Below are 20,946 nucleotides of genomic sequence, written 5' to 3' on the forward strand. Positions count from 1 at the left end.
CGTTCCGTCGTTTGGGAGGACGAATGAGTATTTTTGAGGAACCGAAGATAGACTGCCACGCGCACGTCCTCGATCCCGCGCAATTTCCGTACGCGGCGGATGTTGCCTACAAGCCGTCGGGGCAGGAGATCGGCACGACCGCCCAACTCGTGCAGGTGATGCAGACCTATGGCACCCGTCACGCCTTGCTGGTGCAGCCGAACTCCGGATATGGCCCGGACAACAGTTGCATGCTGGACGCTATCCGGCGCCACCCCACGCTCTTCAAGGGCGTGGCGATCGCCTCTCTCGATGCGGAGACAACTGCGCTTCGCGACCTTCGGGATCAGGGCATCGTCGGAATTGCGCTGAACCCGACATTCCATGGAAATGCCTATTACGAGAGCGCTTTCAGCTTGATGGAGAAGCTCGCCGAGCTCGATATGTTCGTCCAGATACAGATTGAGCGCGACCAATTGGCGATGTTCCAGCCATGGATCGAACAGAATCCCTGTGCAGGTCTTGATTGATCACTGCGGACGCCCGACGCCCGGCGATGGACTGGATCCTCCCGCATTCGAGACCCTGCTGCGGCTCTCCGATACCGGCCGGGTCCATGTAAAGCTGTCCGGCTATGCGAAGTTCGCGGGCACGGCCTATCCTTTCAAGGACACTTGGCCATTCGTGCGGGCGCTGGTTGGCGCTTTCGGGGTAGAACGCTGCATGTGGGCGTCCGACTGGCCCTATCTGCGCGCGCCCGACCGCCAGGACTACGGCCCGCTTCTCAAGCTGGTTGAAGTTCTGTTTCCCGATATCGAAGAGCGCCGCCAGATTCTGTGGGAAACACCGCGCCGGTTGTTCTTCGGGGGCTGAGCTTGGTTTCGCGGGAAGTCCCGGGATTGCGGGAGCAGAGGGAGACTTTACGGTGCTGACGCTGAGACAAATAGAAATCATCCGCGCCATTATGGTGACCGGCACGATCGCCGGTGCCGCCAAGCTGCTGAACATCTCCGCGCCGGGTGTCAGCCGCCTGATGAAATATACCGAAGACATGGTCGGCGTGCCACTTTTCAACCGGCGGCACGGCCGCTACGTGCCGACACCCGAAGCGCGCAACGTGTTCGACCTCCTCGACAACATTCATCTGAAGGTCGAGGATCTGCAAAATGCTATCGGGCGTCTCGGCAGAGGCGAGGGACGCGAATTGAGTTTCGCCTCGGTGCCGAGTATCGCCAACGTCATGGTGCCGCGCGCTGTGGAAAGGCTGAAGCGTCGCTTTCCCGATATTGGCATCGAGATAGATATCCTGAAGATCGAACAGTCGATCGACTATCTGCTGCTCGGCCGCGGGGAGGTCGTGGCGATCAGCTCGCGGTTCGACCATTCGATCATCGACTTCGCGCCGCTTGCCACGGGGCGGCTGTTCTGCATTGTCCCGCTCGACAGCGCATTGGCGCAGCAGGATTCGATCCGTCCTGTCGACATCGTCAAGCACCCGTTGATCGGCATCGATCCGAACGACCCCTACGGCCGCATCATGACAGAGATCTTTCGCCGCGAAGGGCTCTCGTTCGACATGAAGATTAAGACCCGTTTCGGCATCACGGTCGGAAGCCTCGTCGCCGCCGGTCTGGGCATCGCCATCATTGACGAGTTCACCGCGGCATACGGCAAGATGCGCGACGTGAAATGCCTCGAAATCGAGGCGAAGACGACTTTCAGCACCTATGCGGCCTACCGGAACGATGTGGCGCTTTCGGTCTATGCCGAAGCCCTGATCGAACTTCTGCGATCCGAGATGAGGACCGTCTCGTCTCCGCCGCAGCAAGGGCTGCAAAAACGGCGCAAAACTTAACATGATGTTATCGTTTGGGGGGATTTTGGTATTTGCGATTCATTTTTGATCGGTTCATCAATCGTCAGGTCGAAGTTTTCTTCGAAGGCGGCACCAGGAAGCAGCCTTCCCACAGGGAGAAAATCCCTGTGGGAACTCTTCGGGATGGAGGATGGAGGATCGATGGTTTCGCTTAAGCGCAAGCGCGTTGTCACCGGCAAGACCGTCTTCATTCCGCTCGTCGGCCACCCCGTCGAGCAGGTCAAATCGCCTGGTCCGATGAACAGCTGGTTTGCCGAGCACGGCGTCGATGCCGTCATCGTGCCGATGGATATCCGTCCGGAAAAGGTCGCCGCTTTCTTCGATGTCCTGCGGGGGACGGAGAACTGCGCCGGCTGTTCCGTCACCATGCCGCACAAGCAGGCCGCCTTCGTCGCCTGCGACGAGGTCAGCGAACGAGCCCGCCGCGCAAGAGCCGTCAACACCATCAGGCGATCGCCTTCGGGAAAGCTGATCGGCGACATGACCGACGGCATGGCATTCATCGCCGCGCTTGAGGGGCACGGCGTCAGGGTGCGCGACTGCAATGCCCTGCTGATCGGAGCCGGCGGTGCGGGCACGGCGATCGCCTTCGAACTGGCATCGGAAGGCGCCAGCTCCCTTGCCATCATCGAGCCCGACCAGATGCGCCGCAGCGCGCTCAAGGCCGAGCTCAATCGCTATCATCCCGACCTCGAAGTGTTCGATCGCGTCGTAGCGGGCCGCAAGATCGATATCGCCGTCAACGCCTCGCCGCTCGGTATGAATTCCGGCGATCCGCTGCCTTTCCCGGTCGCCGAACTGGCCGGTGCGCTGATCGTCGCCGACGCCGTCACCAAGCCTGTGATAACGCCCTGGCTGAAAGAGGCGGAGCGGCACGGCTTGAAGGTTCAGAACGGCGAGGAAATGGCGGTGGCGCAGTTGCCGATCCAGCTCAGCTACCTTCGCTTCATGAAGCCGCCGTCACGATCCGCAAATGGTGCGGCAGGCGAGGATGGTCTGTCCGTCGTGCCGGAGGCGGTAAAATGAAGACCTCGATTGCAACGGTCTCGATCAGCGGCGATCTCCAGGAGAAGCTGGAGGCGATCTCCGCTGCCGGCTTCGACGGTGTCGAGATTTTCGAAAACGATTTCCTGACATTCGACGCCTCGCCCCGGGAGATCGGCAGGATGGTGCGCGACGCCGGGCTGGAGATTACCCTGTTTCAGCCGTTTCGCGACTTCGAAGGCATGCCTGAGCCGCACCGCTCCCGGACATTCGATCGCGCCGAACGGAAATTCGACGTCATGCAGGAACTCGGCACCGAGCTGATGCTGGTCTGCTCCAACATCTCCACCGTCGCGCTTGGCGGCATCGATCGTGCTGCCGACGATTTCCGTGAACTCGGGGAAAGGGCTGCCAGACGGTCGATCCGGGTAGGGTACGAGGCGCTGGCCTGGGGGCGCCACATCAATGATCATCGGGACGCCTGGGAGATCGTCCGGCGCGCCGACCATCCGAACATCGGCCTGATCCTTGATAGCTTCCATACGCTGGCGAGACGGATCGACGTCGAATCCATCAGGGCCATTCCCGGAGACCGCATCTTCATCGTGCAGCTTGCCGATGCGCCGATGATCGACATGGACCTTCTCTATCTCAGCCGGCATTTCCGCAACATGCCGGGTGAGGGCGACCTGCCCGTCGTCGACTTCATGCGGGCGGTTGCGGCCACGGGTTATAAGGGACCGCTATCCCTGGAGATCTTCAACGACCAGTTTCGCGGCGGCTCTGCGAAACTGATCTCCGTCGACGGCCGCCGGTCGCTGGTCGATCTGACGGACCGCGTGGCGCGCAGCCAAGGCGGAGTGTCCTTCGGCGCGCCCGAGATCGCGCCCCGCAGCTCTGTGAGAGGTGTGGAATTCATCGAATTTTCCACCAGCACCGAGGATGCCGACGAGCTCGCGGCCTTTCTCCGGATCATGGGTTTCAAGGTCCATGGCCGGCACAAGTCGAAGGCCGTAACCCTGTTACGTCAGGGCGGCATCAACATCCTGCTGAACACGGAGCGGTTGGGCTTTGCCTACTCGTCCTTCGTCGTCCACGGCACCTCGGCCTATGCCATCTGCCTCAACGTTGACGACGCGAAGAACGCGCTCGAGAGGGCGAAGGCGCTGGGGGCGGAGCCTTTCGAACAGTCCGTGCATCCGGGAGAGCTTGCAATTCCGGCAATTCGGGGTGTCGGCGGCGGTCTCATCTATTTCGTCGACGAGAAGAGCGAACTCGGCAGCCTTTGGGAGATAGATTTCCAGCCGGTGGAAGAGGTGGACGCCACTGTGGCGACCGGCCTTTTCAGGGTCGATCACGTGGGGCAGACAATGAAAGCGGACGAGCTGCCGTCCTGGCTGCTGTTCTACCTTTCGATCTTCGATCTCAAGAAGACGCCGATGATCGACATTGTCGATCCCTCCGGCCTCGTCCGCAGCCAGGTCGTCGAGAGCGCCGATGGTGCATTGCGGATAACGATGAACGGCGCCGACAATCGGCGCACGCTCGCCGGCCATTTCATCGCGGAAAACTTCGGCTCGAGCATTCAACACCTGGCGTTTTCGACGGCCGACATTTTCGCCACCGCCGAGGCGCTCAAGGCCAATGGATTTTCGCCGCTCAAGATCCCGCGCAACTACTATGACGACGTCGAGGCCCGCTTCGGCCTGGATCCCGTCATGGCGGACCGGCTGTGCGATCTGAACATCCTCTATGACCGCGACGAGCAGGGCGAATATTTTCAGCTCTACAGTCCGGGTTTCCGCGAAGGCTTTTTCTTCGAAATCGTCGAGCGGCGCGGCAGATATCGGGGATATGGCGCAGCCAATGCGCCGTTCCGCATAGCCGCCCAGAAGCGCCACCTCAGACCGGAGGGCATGCCAAATGTCTGACTCCGATCGGCCCACAGTCATTGCAGGAAAATGTCGCGCCGGCTCGCAAGTCGCCGATCGCATCGCAAAGAATTTCAGGGAGTGGAAATAAATGACGCTGAACCGCGCATTTGTCATGGGGCACCCGATTTCACATTCGCGTTCGCCGATGCTGCACGGCTATTGGCTGAAACGTTATGGGATCGAGGGTAGCTACGAGCGCCTGGACATCCCGCCTCAGGATATCGATACCTTTTTCTCGAACTTCAGGGAGGCGGGATGGATCGGCGGCAATATCACCGTGCCGCATAAGACCGCCGTGATCCCGCATCTCGATCATATCGACGATGCGGCAACGAAAATGGGCGCGGTCAATACCATCTGGTGGGAGGACGGCGTTCTCGTCGGCGGCAATACCGACGCCATCGGCTTCCTCGGCAATATCGACGAACTGGCGCCCGGCTGGGACATGGGGGCGAAGCGCGCCGTCATTCTCGGCGCCGGCGGCGCAACGCGGGCTGCCACCTACGGTCTTCTGAGCCGGGGACTGACGGTCGCCTTATGCAATCGTACCGTTTCCAAAGCCGAGGTCCTGGCTTCGCATTTCGGCGCCGGCGTCAGCGCGCATGGCATGAGCGAACTCCCGGATCTGCTGGCGACATGCGACTTGCTGGTGAACACGACCAGCCTCGGCATGATCGGACAATCGCCGCTCGATATCGATCTCAGTCCGCTGAAGAAGGATGCGATCGTCTACGACGTCATCTACGTGCCGCTCGAGACCGAGCTGATCAGAGCCGCAAAAGCGCGGGGGCATCGCAGTGTCGACGGGCTCGGCATGCTGCTGCATCAGGGCGTCGTCGGCTTCAACAGATGGTTTAAGGTCAAGCCTGACGTCACTGGTGAGCTTCGACAAATTCTTATCGACGATATCCGCGCGAAGTCGCCGGGTGCCTGAGCGGGCGCATAGGCCGTCCCGGGAACGGCGGTCTTGCAGTGCTCAAATGAATCCGTTTGGGCGTCGGCGCTTGCCGGCCTCGGGCGATTGGTGGAGGTCTCCTGCATGAGCGGGAGGTATTTGGGAGGAAAACATGAAAAGACGTAATTTCATAGCTTGGGCCGCAGCGTCCCTCATCACAGGCGCTGCCCTGCATCCTCAGAGCCTTCGCGCCGAGGACACGGTGTCGTTGCCGTGCGTATGCGAACTCTCCGGCGCCGGCGCCGTGTCCGGCCAGAACTATCGGGACGGCGCTCATATGGCGGTCGAGGAGATCAACGCCGCCGGCGGCATCCTCGGCAAGAAGATCGTCATGGACGATTACGACACGCAATCGGATGCGCCGACATCGCGTGCCCTGGTGCAGAAGGCGATCGACGCCGACGCATATGCGATCATCGGAACGGTCTATTCCGGTTCGACGATCGTCAACATGCTGGTGGCACAGCAGAATGGCATCCCGCAGTTCACCGGTTCGGAAGCCCCGAACATCACGCAGCAGGGCAATCCCTATATCTTCCGTACGTCATCGAGCGCCGCAAAGGGCGTGCCTGGACTGACGCCTTATTTCAAGGACACGCTGAAGGCCAAGAAGATCGGCGTTGCCTGGGTGAACAACGAGTTCGGCAAGGGCGGCCATGACGTCTTCATCCGCGAGATGAAGGGAGCCGGCATCGATCTCGTCGCCGACGTTCCTTCCGAGCAGGGCCAGGCCGATTTCGCGGCCGACGTCTCGAAGCTGAAGGAGTCGGGCGCCGAGGCCGTCTTCGTTTATCTGAATGAAGAGGAGGCCGCCCGCTTCCTGAAGGAAGCCAGCAAGCAGGGGCTGAAGGTGCCGCTCGTCGGCGAAGTCACCTTGACCGGCCAGAAGGTCATCGATCTTGCCGGCGAAGCCGCCAACGGCGCCTACGCGCATGTCGGCATCACCACCGGCGCCGACGTTCCGGCGATCCAGACCTTCGGCGAGAAGTTCAAGCAGAAGTACAATCGCGTCACCGACCACAACGGCCTCAAAGGCTATGTCGCCGTCTATGCGGTAAAGTACGTCTCCGAGATCAACGGCTCGCTCGACCGGGAGGCGCTTGCCAAGAAGCTGCACGGCCTGACGCTCGACGTCGCCAAATATCCCGGCATGCTGCTTACCACCACCTGGGACGACACCGGCGAAATGTCGCGTGAAAGCTTCATGACGCAGGTCGTGGATGGCAAGCAGAAGGTCGTCGGCAGCGTTCCGGCGAATTGAGGTTCAGCACGGGTGCCGGCCGGGCCGGCACCCTTTTGAGGCAAGATCCATGCAACAGTTTCTGCAAGTCCTGATGTCGGGCCTGGCAACGGGATCGATCTATGCGCTGGCGGCGATCGGCTTCACGCTGGTCTGGCAAGCTGCGCAGACGGTCAATTTCGCCCAGGGCGAATTCGTCATGCTGCCCGCTTTCTTCCTGCTGATGGCGATGGGGGCCGGGTTGCCGCTGCCTCTGGCCATTCTCGTCGCGCTTGCGGCTTCCATTCTCGTGCTCGGCTATCTCTTCAAGCGGCTGATCGTCGAGCCGATGAAGGCGTCGAAAGCAGGAGGCGGTCTTCCCCTGGTGATTGCGACGATGGCGTTGGCGATCCTGTTGCGGGAGAGCGTCAAGGAATTCTATGGAGCGGAAGCGCAGCCCTTTCCGGAACTCGTCTCCGGTGGCAGCCTGAACATCTTCGGCGCCGTCATTTCGGTCACCGATATCGCCCATCTCTTCATCTCGCTTGCCGTCGTCGTGGCTCTCACCCTGTTTCTCAACCGCACCAGAACGGGCCGCGCCATGCAGGCGACCGCGCAGAATCCCGACGTGGCGGGCATTCTCGGCGTGGATACGAAACGCATGGTGCTCTACACCTTTCTGATCAATGCGGCGCTCGCGTCGCTGGCATCGTTCCTCATCACGCCGTTCTACCTTGCCAAGTTCTCGAACGGCGAATATCTCGGCCTTATCGCCTTCATCGCCGCGATCGTCGGCGGCTTCAACCAGATCCGCGGCGCGCTCGCCGGCGGCCTGCTGATCGGCGTGCTCGACAATATGACGGCAACCTACCTCACTGCCGAATATCGTGCGGCGGTTCCGCTCGTGCTGCTCATCGTCATCATCCTATGGCGGCCCGAAGGTCTGCTGGGGACGCCGGAAGGGAGGAAAGTCTGATGAACCTCGTTCCGAAATGGCTCCTGATCGTCGTCGGAATTATTCTTCTGGCGCTTGCTCCGATCGGACAGGGAAACTACGTCGCCCTCATCCTCTGCTCGTGGCTCATCTACACGATCGCGGCGATGGGCCTGAACCTGACGCTTGGCTATGCCGGGCAGATTTCGCTGGCACAGGCCTCGTTCATGGCCGTGGGCGCCTATATCACCGCCCTCGTGACCATGAATGGCATCCACTGGCTCGTCGCCATGCCGATATCGGTGGCGGCCTGCTTTGTCATCGGCCTGCTCGTCGGCTTTCCGGCGCTGCGCGTCAAAGGCCATTTCCTGGCCTTCGTAACGCTTGCCTTTAACACGCTGGTCGTGCTCGTGCTTCGCAATGAGGACTGGCTGACCGGTGGCTCTTACGGAAAGTCGAACATGCCGCGGCCTGATTTCTGGGTGTTCAACACCGGCATGAAATCCACGGTCCTGTCGATCCCGCTGACGTCGAACCAGAAGATGTATTATCTTTGCCTGGTTGTCTTCGTGATCTTCGCACTGCTGATGTACGGGCTGGTCCGTTCTCCCTGGGGACGCGCTTTCAAGGGCCTGCGCGAAAACTCAATTCGCGCCGAAAGCCTCGGCCTCAATATCCGCCGGATCACCTTGCTGTCCTTTGCCATCGGCTCGGCGGCCGGAGGGCTTGCCGGAACGCTGGTTTCGCCGGTGGTCCAATATATCGAGCCGAACTCTTTCGCGCTGAGTTTTTCGCTGAAAATTCTGCTGATGGTCGTTGTCGGCGGGTCCGGTTATTTCTTCGGCCCGATGCTGGGAGCTGCCGTCGTGATCCTTCTGCCGGAATTCCTTCGGTTTACCGAAGGCTACTATCTCATCATTTATTCCACTCTGGTCATCCTGCTCATGGTGTTTTCGCCAAGCGGCCTGATGGGGGTAGGTGGACGGCTGATCGGCGCTATTCGCCCAAGACGTGTCACCCGCGGCGACATGGAGGAGGGAGCACAGCTATGAACAGTTCCGTCCTCTCAGTGCGCAACATTTCCAAGACCTTCGGCGGTATCCAGGCCGTCAAGGACGTCAGCTTCGAAGTCATGAAAGGCGAGGTGCTCGGTCTGATCGGTCCGAACGGATCGGGGAAGTCCACTTTGTTCAATTGCGTGCTCGGTCAGCTCCGTCCGGATCGCGGCGAGGTCTTCGTGAACGGTCATCCGGTTGGCGGGGATGAAGTCATGCGATCTCGCCAAGCGCGGCGTCGGCCGAACGTTTCAGCAGCTTTCGGTCTTCCCGGAAATGTCCGTGCTCGACAACATCATCCTTGCCGGCCAGGAGCACCAGGGAACCATGTTGTCGAGGCTGTTCGGAAAGCCCGATGCGGGGCTGACGCAACAGGCGGAACAATTGGTCGATTTCTTCAAGCTCAGGCACCTGAAAGAGGAAAAGGCCGGCGCTCTTTCCTACGGCCAGCAAAAGCTTCTCGATGCAGCGATGGCCTTCATGGCCGGGCCGGATCTGGTGCTGCTGGACGAGCCGGCGGGCGGCGTCAACCTGACCATGCTCGGCAATCTGAAGGAACGCCTCCTGACCTATAACCGCGAACACGACACGACCTTCGTGGTGATCGAGCACAATATGGAATTCGTGATGTCGCTCTGCACGCGGATCATCGTGCTGGCGGAAGGGGCCATCATTGCTGAGGGGGCGCCGGACGAGATCCGCGCCAACCAGCAGGTCATCGACGCATATCTGGGAGGCTGATCATGCTGGAATTGAAGGAAGTCTACGGCGGCTACGGTAAGATCACGATCCTCAACGGCGTCTCGTTCAAGATCCCGGGGGGCTCGATCACAACGATCATCGGTCCGAACGGCGCCGGGAAATCGACGGTCTTCAAAGCGATCTTCGGCCTGCTCAACATTCATTCGGGCCAGATCCTGCTGAACGGCCAGGATGTGACGGGCAACAAGCCGCGCGACCTGCTCGGCCGCGGCGTCAGTTACGTCCCGCAGGGGCGCAATATTGTGCCGCAGCTTTCCGTCTATCACAATCTGGAGCTCGGCGGGATCACCTCGAAGGATCCATCAAAGGTGCGCGAGCGCATCGACCTAGTGATGGAGCAGTTTCCGGCGCTCAAGACCCATCGGGATCGAAAAGCGATCGAACTCTCCGGCGGCCAGCAGAAACAGTTGGAAGTCGCGCGTGCCCTGTTGCTGGACCCCAAGCTCATTCTGATCGACGAGCCTTCGATCGGCCTGTCACCCAATCTCGTCCAGGAGGTATTCCGGACGCTGATCCGGCTGCGCGACCAGGGTGTGACGATTTTGATGGTCGAGCAGAATGCCAAGGCGGCGCTCGCCATGTCCGACTACGGGCTCGTCCTGGAACTCGGCCAGACGCGGATGCATGACAAGGCCAGCGACCTTCTTGCCGATCCGCGGGTTGGCCGGCTCTTCCTGGGCGGGCACATCGATGACGTCGCGAGTTGATCGAGATCGATGTGCAACGAATGAAAGCAAAGAGGCGGTCTCTACCCTCTCCCATCTGCCTTGCAGCGCTTTGCGACGGCCAACTCTATTTCGGGCTGACAATCGGCCAGCAGATGCGATGGAAAACGCTTTAGCTGCTGGAGCGCATGCTCATGGTTCGCATCCCTGCGCCTTTGCGACTTGAATGCGGAAAGGGCCTGTACGATATTCCAGATGCTCGTTTGCGACATGTCGGGCCTCCTTTGCTGCATCGTTCCGACCGTCAAAGATATGCGGTTTGATTGACATTCAATCAAACAAAATGATATGGGGTTATAAATCAGAAAAATTGAAAGATGCGACGATGAGTATTCCCTTTCGCCGTCCCATTCCGCTGCTTGACAACGATGTGCTGCGTACCTTCGTCGCCATCGCCGAGACAGGCAATTTTTCGACCGCCGCAGAGGCGGTCTTCCGTACGCCTTCGGCGGTGTCGATGCAGATCAAGAAGCTTGAGGAACAGCTGGGCGCGACGCTGTTTCTGCGCGACGCCCGCTCGGTATCGCTGACGCGCCACGGCGAGATGCTGCTGTCTTACGCCCGCAACATCCTGGCACTGTCTAACGAGGCTGTGTCGCGTTTCATCATGCCGGAGCTCAGCGGTGTCGTCAGACTCGGCGCGCCGGAGGATATCGGCGAGCGGCTGCTGCCGAGCATCCTCAAGAGTTTCGCAGAGAGCTATCCCGGCATTATGGTCGACGTGACGATCGACATGAGCATGGGGCTGAAAAAGCGCATGGAGGAGCAGCGGCTCGACTTGGCCCTGATCAACTGTGCGACGCGGCCGTTCCCGACAGGCGGCGAGGTGGTGTTCCGCGAGCGGCTGGTCTGGGCCGGCGCCAGGTGCGGTTCGGCGCATCGCCGCGATCCCCTGCCGATTTCGATCTGGGAGGACGGCTGCATCTGGCGCCAGGAGGCGCTCTCCCAGCTCGAACGCAACAAGCGGCACTATCGCGTCGCCTATCTCAGCGGCCACACCATGGCGCAGCGCGCCGCCGTGCTCTCCGACCTCGCCATTGCGCCGCTGCCGCTATCCTATGTCAATGAAGACATGGCGATCCTCGGTCCGCAGGAAGGCCTGCCGGAACTCGGCGCTTTCGATATCCGCCTGCTGACCGCCTCGCAGGTATCGGGGCCGATCGAGACGGTGGCCGACAGCATTCGCGGCGCCTTTGCCGAGAGAGCGAAGGCGGTTGCCGCCTGATAATCTCTTTCAGGCGTTGAACCTTTTGTCCCCTTGTGCGTTATCGGCGCGAACGGCATAAGTCCCGTTCGGGGTTGATTTCAAACAAGGATATTCGAAATGACGACAACGGCCAAAATCGCCGCAGCCTTGATGGTTCTTCTTGCCCTTTCCTCCTGCGGCAACACGATCCGCGGCATAGGAAAAGATACTGCAAACACCGTGAACGCCACGCAGGATGCCGGCCGCTCGGTTGACCGCGCTGCAAAGAAGTAACGGCCGTTCAGATTCCTGCGGGGGCGCCGGATCAAGTGTTGATCGGGGGATAAGCCTTTTCCAGGCCACCGGATCGGTCAAGACCGGTCCGGAAGGCTTGGTAGGCCGGATGCTGGCTGGAGCGGGCGGTTTCCATCAGCCGGATCTGTAGCCGATCCGGCGCTTGGGCTCCGAGCCATAGGCCGAGATTTTCGAGCTTCAGCGAGTTCAGGAAGGGCGAACCGGCGGCGAGATCGAGATGGCGGCGCAGGCCGTCAAGCAGGTTATCGTCCTGAGCGACATTTTCCATGAGCAGCGTTAGATATGATTTGTCCGTCTCCGACAGCGCGGCGAGCTTTTCCGCAACGGTATCGCGGTCGGGAAAGGGAACGTTTCCATTCATGTCGAATCGTCCGGTCGTTGATCGTCTCCCGACGTTATAAGCTCGCCTTGACCTTTTCGGCTACATCAGCCGGAACCCATTTCATCCACAGGCCCTCGTAATTGCGAAGGAAATGGATCGCGGCATCCTCGTTGCTCTCACGGTTTTCGTCTTGCCAGGCGAGAACCTGATTGATCGTCTGATTGTCCCATTTGCGGGTTTTGAGATAGGTGGTGACAGGTCCGGCACGGCTGGCAAAAGACCTGGTCATCAAGGTGAAGGCGCGCGAGACCGGGTAGGAATTGAGTTCAGGCCTCATGCAGCCGGCAACCGCCGTGCAGCGGTCCCACTCGGTCTTGTTGTGGCCGACGCCGAAGCTCAGCCGCGTCATGTCGTATTTGCCGAGGACAGCCGTCGGCGCCCAATAATAACCGAGCCAGCCGACCTTGTTTTCGAAGGCGCGGGCAATCGAGGCATCGAGCCGTTCGGGGCTGCCGGTTTCGACGAGTTCGAAGCCCTTCTTGTCCGCGGCAAGCGCCTTGAACAGGTTGGTTGTCGATATCTGGCAGCTCCAGCCGGCGGGACAATTGTAGACCGCGCCCTTCGACGCATCGTCCTCGGCTGGGAAGAGTTCGGGATGTTTCAGCGCATCTTCGACCGACCGGATGTCGGGATTGGCGTCGGCGATGAATTTCGGGATCCACCAGCCCTCGACCGCACCGTCGGCCAGGATCTCGGCTCCTTGCACCAGTCGGCCGGTGTTGACGGCCTGATCGAGCAAAGCCCTGACGGAATTGATCCAATATTCAGAGGCGATGTCCGGAGTGCCTTTCTCGTTCATCGAGGCGAAGGTCGGCAACGTGTCGCCGTCGACGATGGTGACCAAGCAGCCGTAGCCCTTTTCCAGAATGATCTTGTCGAAATTCGCCGCAATACCGGCCGAGGCCCATTTCATCTCGGCGATCGAAAGCTTGCCGCACTCTGCGGCTTCGGCCGGCGCAACGGTAGAAAGAGCCGCGGCAAAGACGGCTGGAATCAGAAACGTCTTCATCGTCATTCCCCGAATTCTTCTTTACAGCGCCGCGTCTTTTCAGACGCGCTAAGGATGCTGGAATACTTTGAATCTACGGACGCACAGCCGGGGGTCGGAAATCAGCGACAAGTTTGTCCGGCGCCCCAAAGAAAATGTCTCGCGGGGGATGCCGCGACAAACGTTTTCCGGTTCATGGGCGCCTTCGTCCTTGCGGCTCCGGCAGCTTATCGCAGGTCTTGGCTCGAAAACGGCGTTTTTGGGAAGCCTACGCGTTCGCTCGCAGAAATCAACCGTCTTCTGCTGATGGTTGCGGTACTAAATGATTGAATTCGATGAATTTATCTAAATATCCCGAAAATGGCGCCTTTAAGCGGACTGCACGCTCTTGGCGATCGGCGGTGGATCTTCGGCAGAAATTTCGGCGAGAAAGTCAAAAAAGATCAAAATTAACATTTGCGTAAGCCTTCAATAACTCTCCGGTAAGAATGTGCCGTTATCAGTTGGGTCGTGGCGGCAATGACCGCCGCTTCTCCGGTTCAGGTAGTGCGTACCGGAGAAAGCGAGCTTCGCCGTGTAGGGGCGAAGACGCCTGAGTTTTCGGCAAACCGCGCAGAGCCAAGGCCATGCGCGGTTTTCGCGTTTCTGCGGGACGCTTGACCCGGTATCGTTGCCCATTGTAGGCCTCGCCTCAGCGAAAGGCGGCCACCATGGCAAGAGCGATCATGCTGCAGGGAACCGGCTCGGATGTCGGCAAGACGGTGCTGGTCGCGGGCCTTTGTCGGCTGGCGGCCAATCGCGGACTTGCCGTCCGGCCGTTCAAGCCGCAGAACATGTCGAACAATGCGGCAGTTGCCGATGACGGCGGCGAGATCGGTCGAGCGCAGTGGCTGCAGTCGCTGGCTGCACGCAAGCCGTCCTCGGTGCACATGAACCCGGTGCTGCTCAAGCCGCAATCGGAAAACGGCAGCCAGATCATCGTGCAGGGCAGGGTGTTCGGCGGGGCGAAGGGGCGCGACTATCAGCGGCTGAAGCCGCAGCTGCTCGGCGCCGTGCTCGAAAGCTTCGAAAAAGTCGCTGCAGGTGCCGACCTCGTCATCGTCGAGGGCGCCGGATCGCCGGCCGAAATCAATCTGAGGGCCGGCGATATCGCCAATATGGGTTTTGCGACCCGGGCCGGCGTGCCTGTCGTGCTCGTCGGCGATATCGACCGCGGCGGTGTCATCGCCTCGCTGGTCGGCACGCATGCGATCCTCGATGACGGCGACCGGGCGATGATCGCGGGCTATATCATCAACAAGTTCCGCGGGGATGTCTCGCTGTTTGACGACGGCATCCGCGCTATCGAAGGCTTTACCGGCTGGCCGTGTTTCGGCGTCGTGCCGTGGCTGCCGGGTGCGGCGCGCCTGCCGGCCGAAGATTCGGTCGCGCTCGAACGGCTGGTGAAGGGCATGGCGGGCGCTCTGAAGATCGCCGTGCCGGTGCTGCCGCGCATCGCCAATTTCGACGATCTCGACCCGCTGCGGGCAGAGCCGGACGTCGAACTGGTCTTCGTGCGATCTAGCGAACGGCTGCCTGCCGATGCGAGCCTCGTCATTCTTCCCGGCTCGAAATCGACGATATCGGATCTCGCCGATTTCAGGGCTGAAGGCTGGGACCGCGATCTCCATATGCATGTCAGACGCGGCGGCCGGGTTATCGGTATTTGCGGCGGCTACCAGATGCTCGGCTGCATGGTGCACGATCCGCTCGGTATTGAGGGCGGGACACTCGAGACGCCGGGACTTGCGTTGCTTGACGTCGAGACCGAAATGGCGCCTGAAAAAACCGTTCGCAACAGCCAAGCCCGCTCGACCGAATACGACGTGCCGCTTGCCGGCTACCAGATCCACCTCGGCGTGACGAACGGGCCGGATTGCGACCGGCCGTCAGCGATCGTTGATGGCGTGCCCGACGGCGCGATTTCCGCCGACGGCCGAATCATGGGCACCTACCTGCACGGGCTCTTCGGCAGCGACGCCTATCGCACCCGGCTGCTTCAAAGTTTCGGTCTTTCAGGCGAGCGGCGGAACTACCGTGAGAGTGTCGAGCAGGCGCTTGATGAGATCGCCGGAGAACTCGAGCGTTACCTCGATCCGCGCTGGTTGGCCGGGCTGCTCGGTTAGGCTGCCCCTCCTTGTACTCTTGCCAAATTAGTTGACTGAGTCCATTAATTCTCGCGGCGAGGCCGGTTGAGAGCGATGAAACCATGAGCATATCGGATAGATTTTCACTGGCCGGTCAGGTGGCGCTCGTGACCGGGGGCGGCCGCGGTCTGGGCTTCGAGATGGCGCGCGTGCTTGCCGAGGCCGGCGCGCATGTCATCGTCACCGGACGCACGGCGGCGACGCTGGACGAGGCCGTAAGGACGCTGCGTGCGGCGGGCGGTACGGCGGAGGTTGCCGTGTTCGACATCGCCGACCGCGAGGCCCAGCGTGCTGTGATGGCCGATATCCAAGAGGTCCACGGCCGTCTCGATATTCTGATCAACAATGTCGGCGCCCGCGACAGGCGGCCGCTGACCGAATTCGACGATGATGGCATCATCGAGCTGCTGCGTACCGATTTGGCCGCGGCGATGATGCTTTCGCGCGATGCCGCGGTGCTGATGAAGCGGCGCAATTATGGCCGCCTGATCGCGGTGACCTCGATCAGCGGTCATGTCGTCATGCCCGGCGATTGCGTCTACCCCGCCGCCAAGCAGGGCTTGACCGGCCTGATGCGCGGCATGGCGGTCGAATTCGGCCCTTACGGCATCACCAGCAACGCGATTGCACCCGGCTGGTTCGCCACGGAGACGAACGCGGAAATGGCCGCGAATGAGGAATTGATGCCCTTCGTGCGCCAGCGCATCCCGGTCCAACGCTGGGGACGCCCGGACGAGATCGCCGGCGCGGCGCTGTTTCTTGCAAGCGGCGCCGCCTCCTTCGTCAACGGCCATGTGTTGACTGTCGACGGCGGCATGACGGTCAGGATGTGAGGACGATACCCGCCGGCGTTGTGCCGGCTTCGTATGAAAAGACTTGCCGTTGATGACGGCTGGAAATATCGGCTTGGCGCGACTATCAATTAATAGGGCGTCAGCCGGTTCGGCATCGCCGCCCATTTGCCCGATTTGCCGTCATAAGGTTGCGCCGGCTCATGTGGAGGTTCGAAAATTAGCGATCATATTCAATGGATTATAGAGCAGGGAATCACCAGCGACCATATTGGCGACCTCGTTTCCGGCCTGTGCGAGCGGCTGATCGCGGACGGGTTTCCGATCTGGCGGGCGAGTATAAGAATGCCGTCCCTGCATCCCATGTATCGCGGCGTCGCGGCCAATTTCATCCGGGGCGGTGAGACCGTCCTTGAAAATGCCGAGCACGGCAGTGCGACGGAGCGTGACTTCGAGAAGACGCCGATCTTTCACCTTTTGAGCCGCGGCGAAAGAACGGGGCGATGGAACTTGGCGAGGGGCGAGGGTCTCGATTATACCGAGCTTCACGAGTTTGCGCTTTCCGGGGGCACGGATCACGTGATCAGCCTTTTCGAATTCCCGAAGGAAGTCGCGCTGCGCGGGCTTGGTTTCTCGCTGACGAGCGATGCACCGGGCGGATTTTCCGATGATCAACTGGCGGTCGTCGCAGCGCTATTCCCGGCACTCGGACTGGCGGCTTACCGCGTGGCGGTGTCGAAGACGGCGAGCGACATCCTCGCGGTCTATACCGGCGCTAGAACGAGTGCGCGCATCCTTGCCGGCGAAACCCGCAGAGGAATGGGCGGTTCCATCGATGCCGCCATCCTGCTGGCCGACCTTCGCAATTTCACGGCTTTGACCGAGGTCTATCAGCCCGCGGAGATCGTCGGGTTTCTCAATGAGCATTTCGAGCTGATCGGCCGGCATGTCGAGGAAAATTCCGGCGAGATCCTCAAATTCATGGGCGACAGCGTGCTGGCGATCTTTCCGACCGAGGCCGAGGATCCGCAAAAAGCCTGCAGGGCGGCGTTGGCTTCGGCGCAGAATCTGCTGAAGGCCAACGAAGAGCTCAATCGCGAGCGGACGCGCAACGGAGGCCCCGATATCGGCATCGATGTCGTGCTGCATCTCGGCGAAGTTTTCTACGGAAACGTCGGCGCCCACGACAGGCTCGACTTCACGGTGATCGGCAGGGCGGTCAACGAAGCCTCGCGGCTGGAAAGGCTCTGCGGAATGCTCGAGCAGGACCTGCTGCTGTCGGAGAGCTTCGCGGCGACGTCAGCCGTCCCCTGCGAGTATCTCGGATCGTTCGAATTGCGGGGCGTGTCGAAGAAGGCCGACGTCTTCCGGCTGGCCGGCGCAGGGTCATAGCAGCCCTTCAGATTTCGCCTGAGACCTCGCGGCGGCGGCGGTCAAGTTCTTCGCTGTAGCGGCGCAGCGTATAACTTTCGCTGAGCTGGCCGATCACCTTGCGTTCGATCAGGTTGTTGACGACGGCGAGTGCTTCGCTTTCGCTCTTGTCGAAGATCGCCGCCGCCTGCCTGGCATTCATCTGCGGCTGCAGGAAATCGTTGCGGTAGTGGATGAAATCGGCGAGCGTCTTGCCTTCGTCCTGCGCGTCGGTCGGGTTGGCGTAGATCTCCGGCACCAGCACGAGGCCGGCATATTTGTCGCTCTCTTCGACGAGGATAACGCGCTGGGTCGAGCCGATCGGGAAGGCCTGCTTGAATTCCTCCAGCGAGATGCCCGCCTTTGCCGTCTTGACGTCGGCGCGCATCAGCTTGTCCACCGTCAGGTTGCGGATCCAGCCGACGTCATGGGCGCTGCGGATGCTTTCGCCGCGCAGATGGAAGCGCCATGTGGCGAAGGAGTAGCCGAAGGTCGAGCGCACGACGAGCGAGGAGGTGATGACGGCGGCGAGCACCAGCGCCGTGATCGGGAAGTCGCCGGTGATTTCGAGCGCCAGGAACGTCATCGTCAGCGGCCCGCCGATGACGGCGACGGCAAGCGAACTCATGCCGACCACGGCATAAATGACGGGCGTCAGCGTCGCATCGGCAAAATAGGGACCGCAATAGGCAAAGAGCTTGCCGAGCAGGGCGCCCATGAACAGCGAGGCGAAGAACAGGCCGCCCCTGAAGCCCGAGCCGATCGAGATCGCCGAAGCCAAGGATTTCAACAGGAAGAGGCCGATCAGCGCCGGGACGGCCACGTCGCGGGAAAGGTTCAGATGGAGTGCGCCGTGGCCAGCCGAAAGCACCTGCGGCGAGATCATCGCCAGCAGCCCGACGACGATGCCGCCGAGCGCTGGCCGGAAGGGCGGGGCGATCGCGCTCTTCCGCGCCAGTTCTTCGACGAAGGCGACGCCCTGCATGATCAGGATGCCGACGCCGGCTGAGACCGCGCCGAGCAGCAGCGCCGGGATATAATCGGCCGGCACGACTGTGCCGAAGCTGCCGATGTCGATAGTGAAATCGCCATGGGTGAGCAGCCTTGCGATCAGGGTGGAAACGAGGGCTGAGACGACCACAGGGGTCAGCGAGACGATCGTATAGGTGCCGATGATCAGCTCGAAGGCATAGAAGGCGCCGGTCAGCGGCGCGTTGAAGGCGGCGGCGATGGCGCCGGCTGCGCCGCAGCCGACGAGGACGCGCAGATCCGCGCGGCGAAGCTGCAGCTTCAGGCCGAATTTCGAGGCGAGGCCCGCTGCAAGCTGGGTGTAGCCGGCCTCCAGGCCGACGGAGGCGCCGAAACCATTGGAGATCAGGTTCTGCACGGCGACGATGATGCTGTCGGTCAAGGACAGGCGGCCGCCATGCAGCGCATTGGCCTCGATCGGATCGACCATCGGCTTCTTACGGCGTTTGGCCAAAATGAAGAGCAACAGGCCGAGCAGGATGCCGCCGATGACCGGGGCGGTGAGTAGCAGCAGCTTGTCGCCGATCACCGACGAACTCAGTCTTTCGCTGTCGGCGATGCCGAAGACCAACTGATGCAGTTCATTCGAGACGAAGCTCATGCCGGTCACGGCAAGACCGGAGGCAATGCCGACGACAGCGCCCGCCAGAGACAGGCCGACTTCGCTGCGGCGGGTCAGCGCGCGCAGCCGCCCCGGATCGAAGAAAACACGCAGCGCTCGGAACCGGCGCCGATCCAATTTCATAAGCATGGCAAGACAACTAGGCAGGAAGAGGCCCGGTCAAGGGCGATGGCGCAGTCCGCTTGCAGTGTAATTGCGGCGAAAAGCCGGCGCGCGGGTCAAATATTTATGACGTAAACCTCTGATAAATGACGATATTTCTGGTGGAGTAAGTCGTGTTTCAATGAACGTGCCTGCCTTGCCGCCGGCGGCCGGCCGTCAAGGCCGGTTGACTTCACTCCTCACCTTGCCTAACCATCCCTCAACGGATGGCCTCAAGACCATCCCACGCGGATGGTCATCTGACCATCCTCGGATATAACGGATGGTTCCGGATCGGCGTTATGCCTTCCGGATGAAAAGGGAATGTGACGGGGCGGACCCACACCGGGCGCCTTCATCACAGCCGACCCCGCGACTGTAGAGCGGTCAGGGTCTTCCATCCGGCATCGAGCCCTTCCTGCCCGCATGCAATCGTGTCGGCGGGCGGGACGGGCGGCATGCCGGAAAAGCCACTGGACATGCATGGTGATCAACCGGGGTCGGACGCCTCCATTTCTACGAATCGTCCACTTCTTCACCAATGCAGCCGGGAAGGCGAGGCAGATTCGCTGGCACGATCAGGGGCGACCGGTTTCCGGTCCGCCCCGATCGCGGCCGACAACCGCGAGCCAGGAGACCTGCCACTCGTGCCGGGCGAAAAGCCCAACCCTGGGCAAGAGACCCGCTGCCAGCACGGAGGTTGTTTTGGCTGAACGATTGAATTCGGCGCTGCCTCGTGCGGTGCAGGGGAGCACTTTCCTCTCCACCCTCATTCCTGTGCTTGTCACAGGAATCCAGTGCACCCAAGTCCTTGGGCGCGGGAGACTACCTTCCCGAATGAGAGTCATTCACGGCGCGGACGCGCCGTGGCTGGATTCCTGTGACGAGCACAGGAATGAGGGTGGGTGGAGCGCAGTACCCCGTCAAAGGGCCGTTTGCGCATGACGACCGCTCTATCGATCACTACAGTCTTCATCCTCGGCGGCGCACGCTCCGGTAAATCCCGCTTTGCCGAAAACGTTGTCGTTTCAACCGGCCTTGATCGCCACTATCTCGCGACCGGCCGGGCCTGGGACGAAGAGATGCAGGCCCGCATTGCCCAACACAGGGCTGATCGCGGCCCGTCATGGACGACGCATGAGGAGCCGTTCGATCTCGTCGGCAAGCTCGCCGCCATCGACGGTGAGGGCCGGGTCGTGCTGATCGACTGCCTCACACTCTGGGTCACCAATCTGATGATGGCGGAGCGCGATATGGCGGCGGAATTTTTGGCGCTCGCCGATTATTTGCCGCGGGCAAAGGCGCGCCTTGTTTTCGTTTCCAACGAGGTCGGCCTCGGCATCGTGCCGGACAATCGGATGGCGCGGGATTTTCGCGATCATGCCGGCCGGCTCCACCAGATGATCGCGGCAAAGGCCGCCGAAGTCTATTTCATCGCGGCAGGCCTGCCGCTGAAAATGAAGGGTTAAATCC

The 20,946-nt window shown here is 61.1% G+C and carries 18 protein-coding genes, 2 pseudogenes and 1 riboswitch; of the genes and pseudogenes, 16 read left to right on the top strand and 4 right to left on the bottom strand.

From position 1 onward, the window contains the following. The first annotated feature begins 23 nt into the window (after positions 1-23). The 10 genes and pseudogenes from ACS4RS_RS16590 to ACS4RS_RS16635 all read left to right on the top strand — a co-directional run bounded on the left by ACS4RS_RS16590 (position 24) and on the right by ACS4RS_RS16635 (position 10,405). Positions 24-852 (top strand): annotated as a pseudogene (locus tag ACS4RS_RS16590) (amidohydrolase family protein). 52 nt (positions 853-904) lie between these two features. Beyond that, positions 905-1,834: a LysR family transcriptional regulator gene (locus ACS4RS_RS16595; protein WP_449313740.1), complete on the top strand. Its 930-nt coding sequence runs from the start codon at positions 905-907 to the stop codon at positions 1,832-1,834. A gap of 162 nt (positions 1,835-1,996) precedes the next feature. Further along, complete coding sequence (locus ACS4RS_RS16600; RefSeq protein ID WP_439010101.1) at positions 1,997-2,881, top strand: shikimate dehydrogenase family protein; 885 nt, start codon at positions 1,997-1,999, stop codon at positions 2,879-2,881. Then, the gene (locus ACS4RS_RS16605) at positions 2,878-4,770 is read left to right on the top strand and encodes a bifunctional sugar phosphate isomerase/epimerase/4-hydroxyphenylpyruvate dioxygenase family protein (RefSeq protein ID WP_439010100.1); all 1,893 of its coding nucleotides are present in this window, start codon (positions 2,878-2,880) and stop codon (positions 4,768-4,770) included. The genes ACS4RS_RS16600 and ACS4RS_RS16605 overlap by 4 nt, the downstream gene beginning before the upstream one ends. A gap of 91 nt (positions 4,771-4,861) precedes the next feature. Continuing rightward, positions 4,862-5,707, top strand: coding sequence for a shikimate dehydrogenase (locus ACS4RS_RS16610; protein WP_439010099.1), 846 nt, complete (start codon positions 4,862-4,864; stop codon positions 5,705-5,707). A 133-nt stretch (positions 5,708-5,840) separates the two neighbouring features. Beyond that, complete coding sequence (locus ACS4RS_RS16615) at positions 5,841-6,989, top strand: ABC transporter substrate-binding protein (RefSeq protein WP_439010098.1); 1,149 nt, start codon at positions 5,841-5,843, stop codon at positions 6,987-6,989. A gap of 49 nt (positions 6,990-7,038) precedes the next feature. Beyond that, the gene (locus ACS4RS_RS16620; protein WP_439010097.1) at positions 7,039-7,923 is read left to right on the top strand and encodes an ABC transporter permease subunit; all 885 of its coding nucleotides are present in this window, start codon (positions 7,039-7,041) and stop codon (positions 7,921-7,923) included. After that, entirely contained in the window at positions 7,923-8,933 is a 1,011-nt protein-coding gene (locus ACS4RS_RS16625; RefSeq protein WP_449313741.1) for a branched-chain amino acid ABC transporter permease, read from the top strand. Before ACS4RS_RS16620 ends, ACS4RS_RS16625 begins: the two co-directional genes overlap by 1 nt. Beyond that, positions 8,930-9,677: pseudogene (locus ACS4RS_RS16630) on the top strand (ABC transporter ATP-binding protein). The gene ACS4RS_RS16625 and the pseudogene ACS4RS_RS16630 overlap by 4 nt, the downstream one beginning before the upstream one ends. Positions 9,678-9,679: 2 nt before the next feature. Beyond that, positions 9,680-10,405 (top strand): ABC transporter ATP-binding protein, encoded by a 726-nt coding sequence (locus tag ACS4RS_RS16635; protein ID WP_003593982.1) that lies wholly within the window; start codon positions 9,680-9,682, stop codon positions 10,403-10,405. A 41-nt stretch (positions 10,406-10,446) separates the two neighbouring features. Here the strand turns inward: ACS4RS_RS16635 and ACS4RS_RS16640 are convergent, their stop codons facing one another. Further along, positions 10,447-10,635 (bottom strand): hypothetical protein, encoded by a 189-nt coding sequence (locus ACS4RS_RS16640; protein ID WP_439010094.1) that lies wholly within the window; start codon positions 10,633-10,635, stop codon positions 10,447-10,449. Positions 10,636-10,706: 71 nt separating this feature from the next. On the opposite strand from ACS4RS_RS16640, the gene ACS4RS_RS16645 reads away from it, so the two are divergent. Next, entirely contained in the window at positions 10,707-11,648 is a 942-nt protein-coding gene (locus ACS4RS_RS16645) for a LysR family transcriptional regulator (RefSeq protein WP_192815297.1), read from the top strand. Positions 11,649-11,747: 99 nt separating this feature from the next. Further along, on the top strand, positions 11,748-11,903 hold the full coding sequence (locus tag ACS4RS_RS16650) for an entericidin domain-containing protein (protein ID WP_003540537.1): 156 nt from the start codon (positions 11,748-11,750) through the stop codon (positions 11,901-11,903). Positions 11,904-11,934: 31 nt separating this feature from the next. Here ACS4RS_RS16650 and ACS4RS_RS16655 read toward each other — a convergent pair whose 3' ends face one another. Together ACS4RS_RS16655 and ACS4RS_RS16660 are read right to left on the bottom strand one after the other, a co-directional pair. Then, positions 11,935-12,285, bottom strand: coding sequence for a hypothetical protein (locus ACS4RS_RS16655; RefSeq protein WP_439010093.1), 351 nt, complete (start codon positions 12,283-12,285; stop codon positions 11,935-11,937). Between the two features lie 34 nt (positions 12,286-12,319). After that, entirely contained in the window at positions 12,320-13,321 is a 1,002-nt protein-coding gene (locus tag ACS4RS_RS16660; RefSeq protein WP_439010092.1) for a glycine betaine ABC transporter substrate-binding protein, read from the bottom strand. Positions 13,322-14,004: 683 nt separating this feature from the next. Between ACS4RS_RS16660 and ACS4RS_RS16665 the strand changes: the two genes are divergently transcribed. From ACS4RS_RS16665 to ACS4RS_RS16675, 3 genes are all read left to right on the top strand, one after another. Then, positions 14,005-15,459 carry a cobyric acid synthase gene (locus ACS4RS_RS16665; RefSeq protein WP_449313742.1) on the top strand — a complete coding sequence of 485 codons (1,455 nt, stop codon included), beginning with the start codon at positions 14,005-14,007 and terminating at the stop codon, positions 15,457-15,459. An 83-nt stretch (positions 15,460-15,542) separates the two neighbouring features. Beyond that, complete coding sequence (locus tag ACS4RS_RS16670) at positions 15,543-16,313, top strand: SDR family oxidoreductase (protein ID WP_439010091.1); 771 nt, start codon at positions 15,543-15,545, stop codon at positions 16,311-16,313. 303 nt (positions 16,314-16,616) lie between these two features. Beyond that, positions 16,617-17,663: an adenylate/guanylate cyclase domain-containing protein gene (locus ACS4RS_RS16675; RefSeq protein ID WP_439010090.1), complete on the top strand. Its 1,047-nt coding sequence runs from the start codon at positions 16,617-16,619 to the stop codon at positions 17,661-17,663. Between the two features lie 7 nt (positions 17,664-17,670). On the opposite strand, the gene ACS4RS_RS16680 is transcribed toward ACS4RS_RS16675, so the two are convergent. Continuing rightward, on the bottom strand, positions 17,671-19,461 hold the full coding sequence (locus ACS4RS_RS16680; RefSeq protein WP_439010089.1) for a chloride channel protein: 1,791 nt from the start codon (positions 19,459-19,461) through the stop codon (positions 17,671-17,673). 279 nt (positions 19,462-19,740) lie between these two features. Further along, positions 19,741-20,133, top strand: a riboswitch (cobalamin riboswitch). Positions 20,134-20,414: 281 nt separating this feature from the next. On the opposite strand from ACS4RS_RS16680, the gene cobU reads away from it, so the two are divergent. After that, a complete protein-coding gene (cobU, locus tag ACS4RS_RS16685) occupies positions 20,415-20,942 on the top strand; it encodes a bifunctional adenosylcobinamide kinase/adenosylcobinamide-phosphate guanylyltransferase (protein ID WP_439010088.1) in 528 nt (175 codons plus the stop codon). The last annotated feature ends 4 nt before the right edge of the window (positions 20,943-20,946 follow it).

Source organism: Rhizobium sp. F40D2 (assembly GCF_051810745.2).
In the GTDB taxonomy this organism is placed as follows: Bacteria; Pseudomonadota; Alphaproteobacteria; order Rhizobiales; family Rhizobiaceae; genus Rhizobium.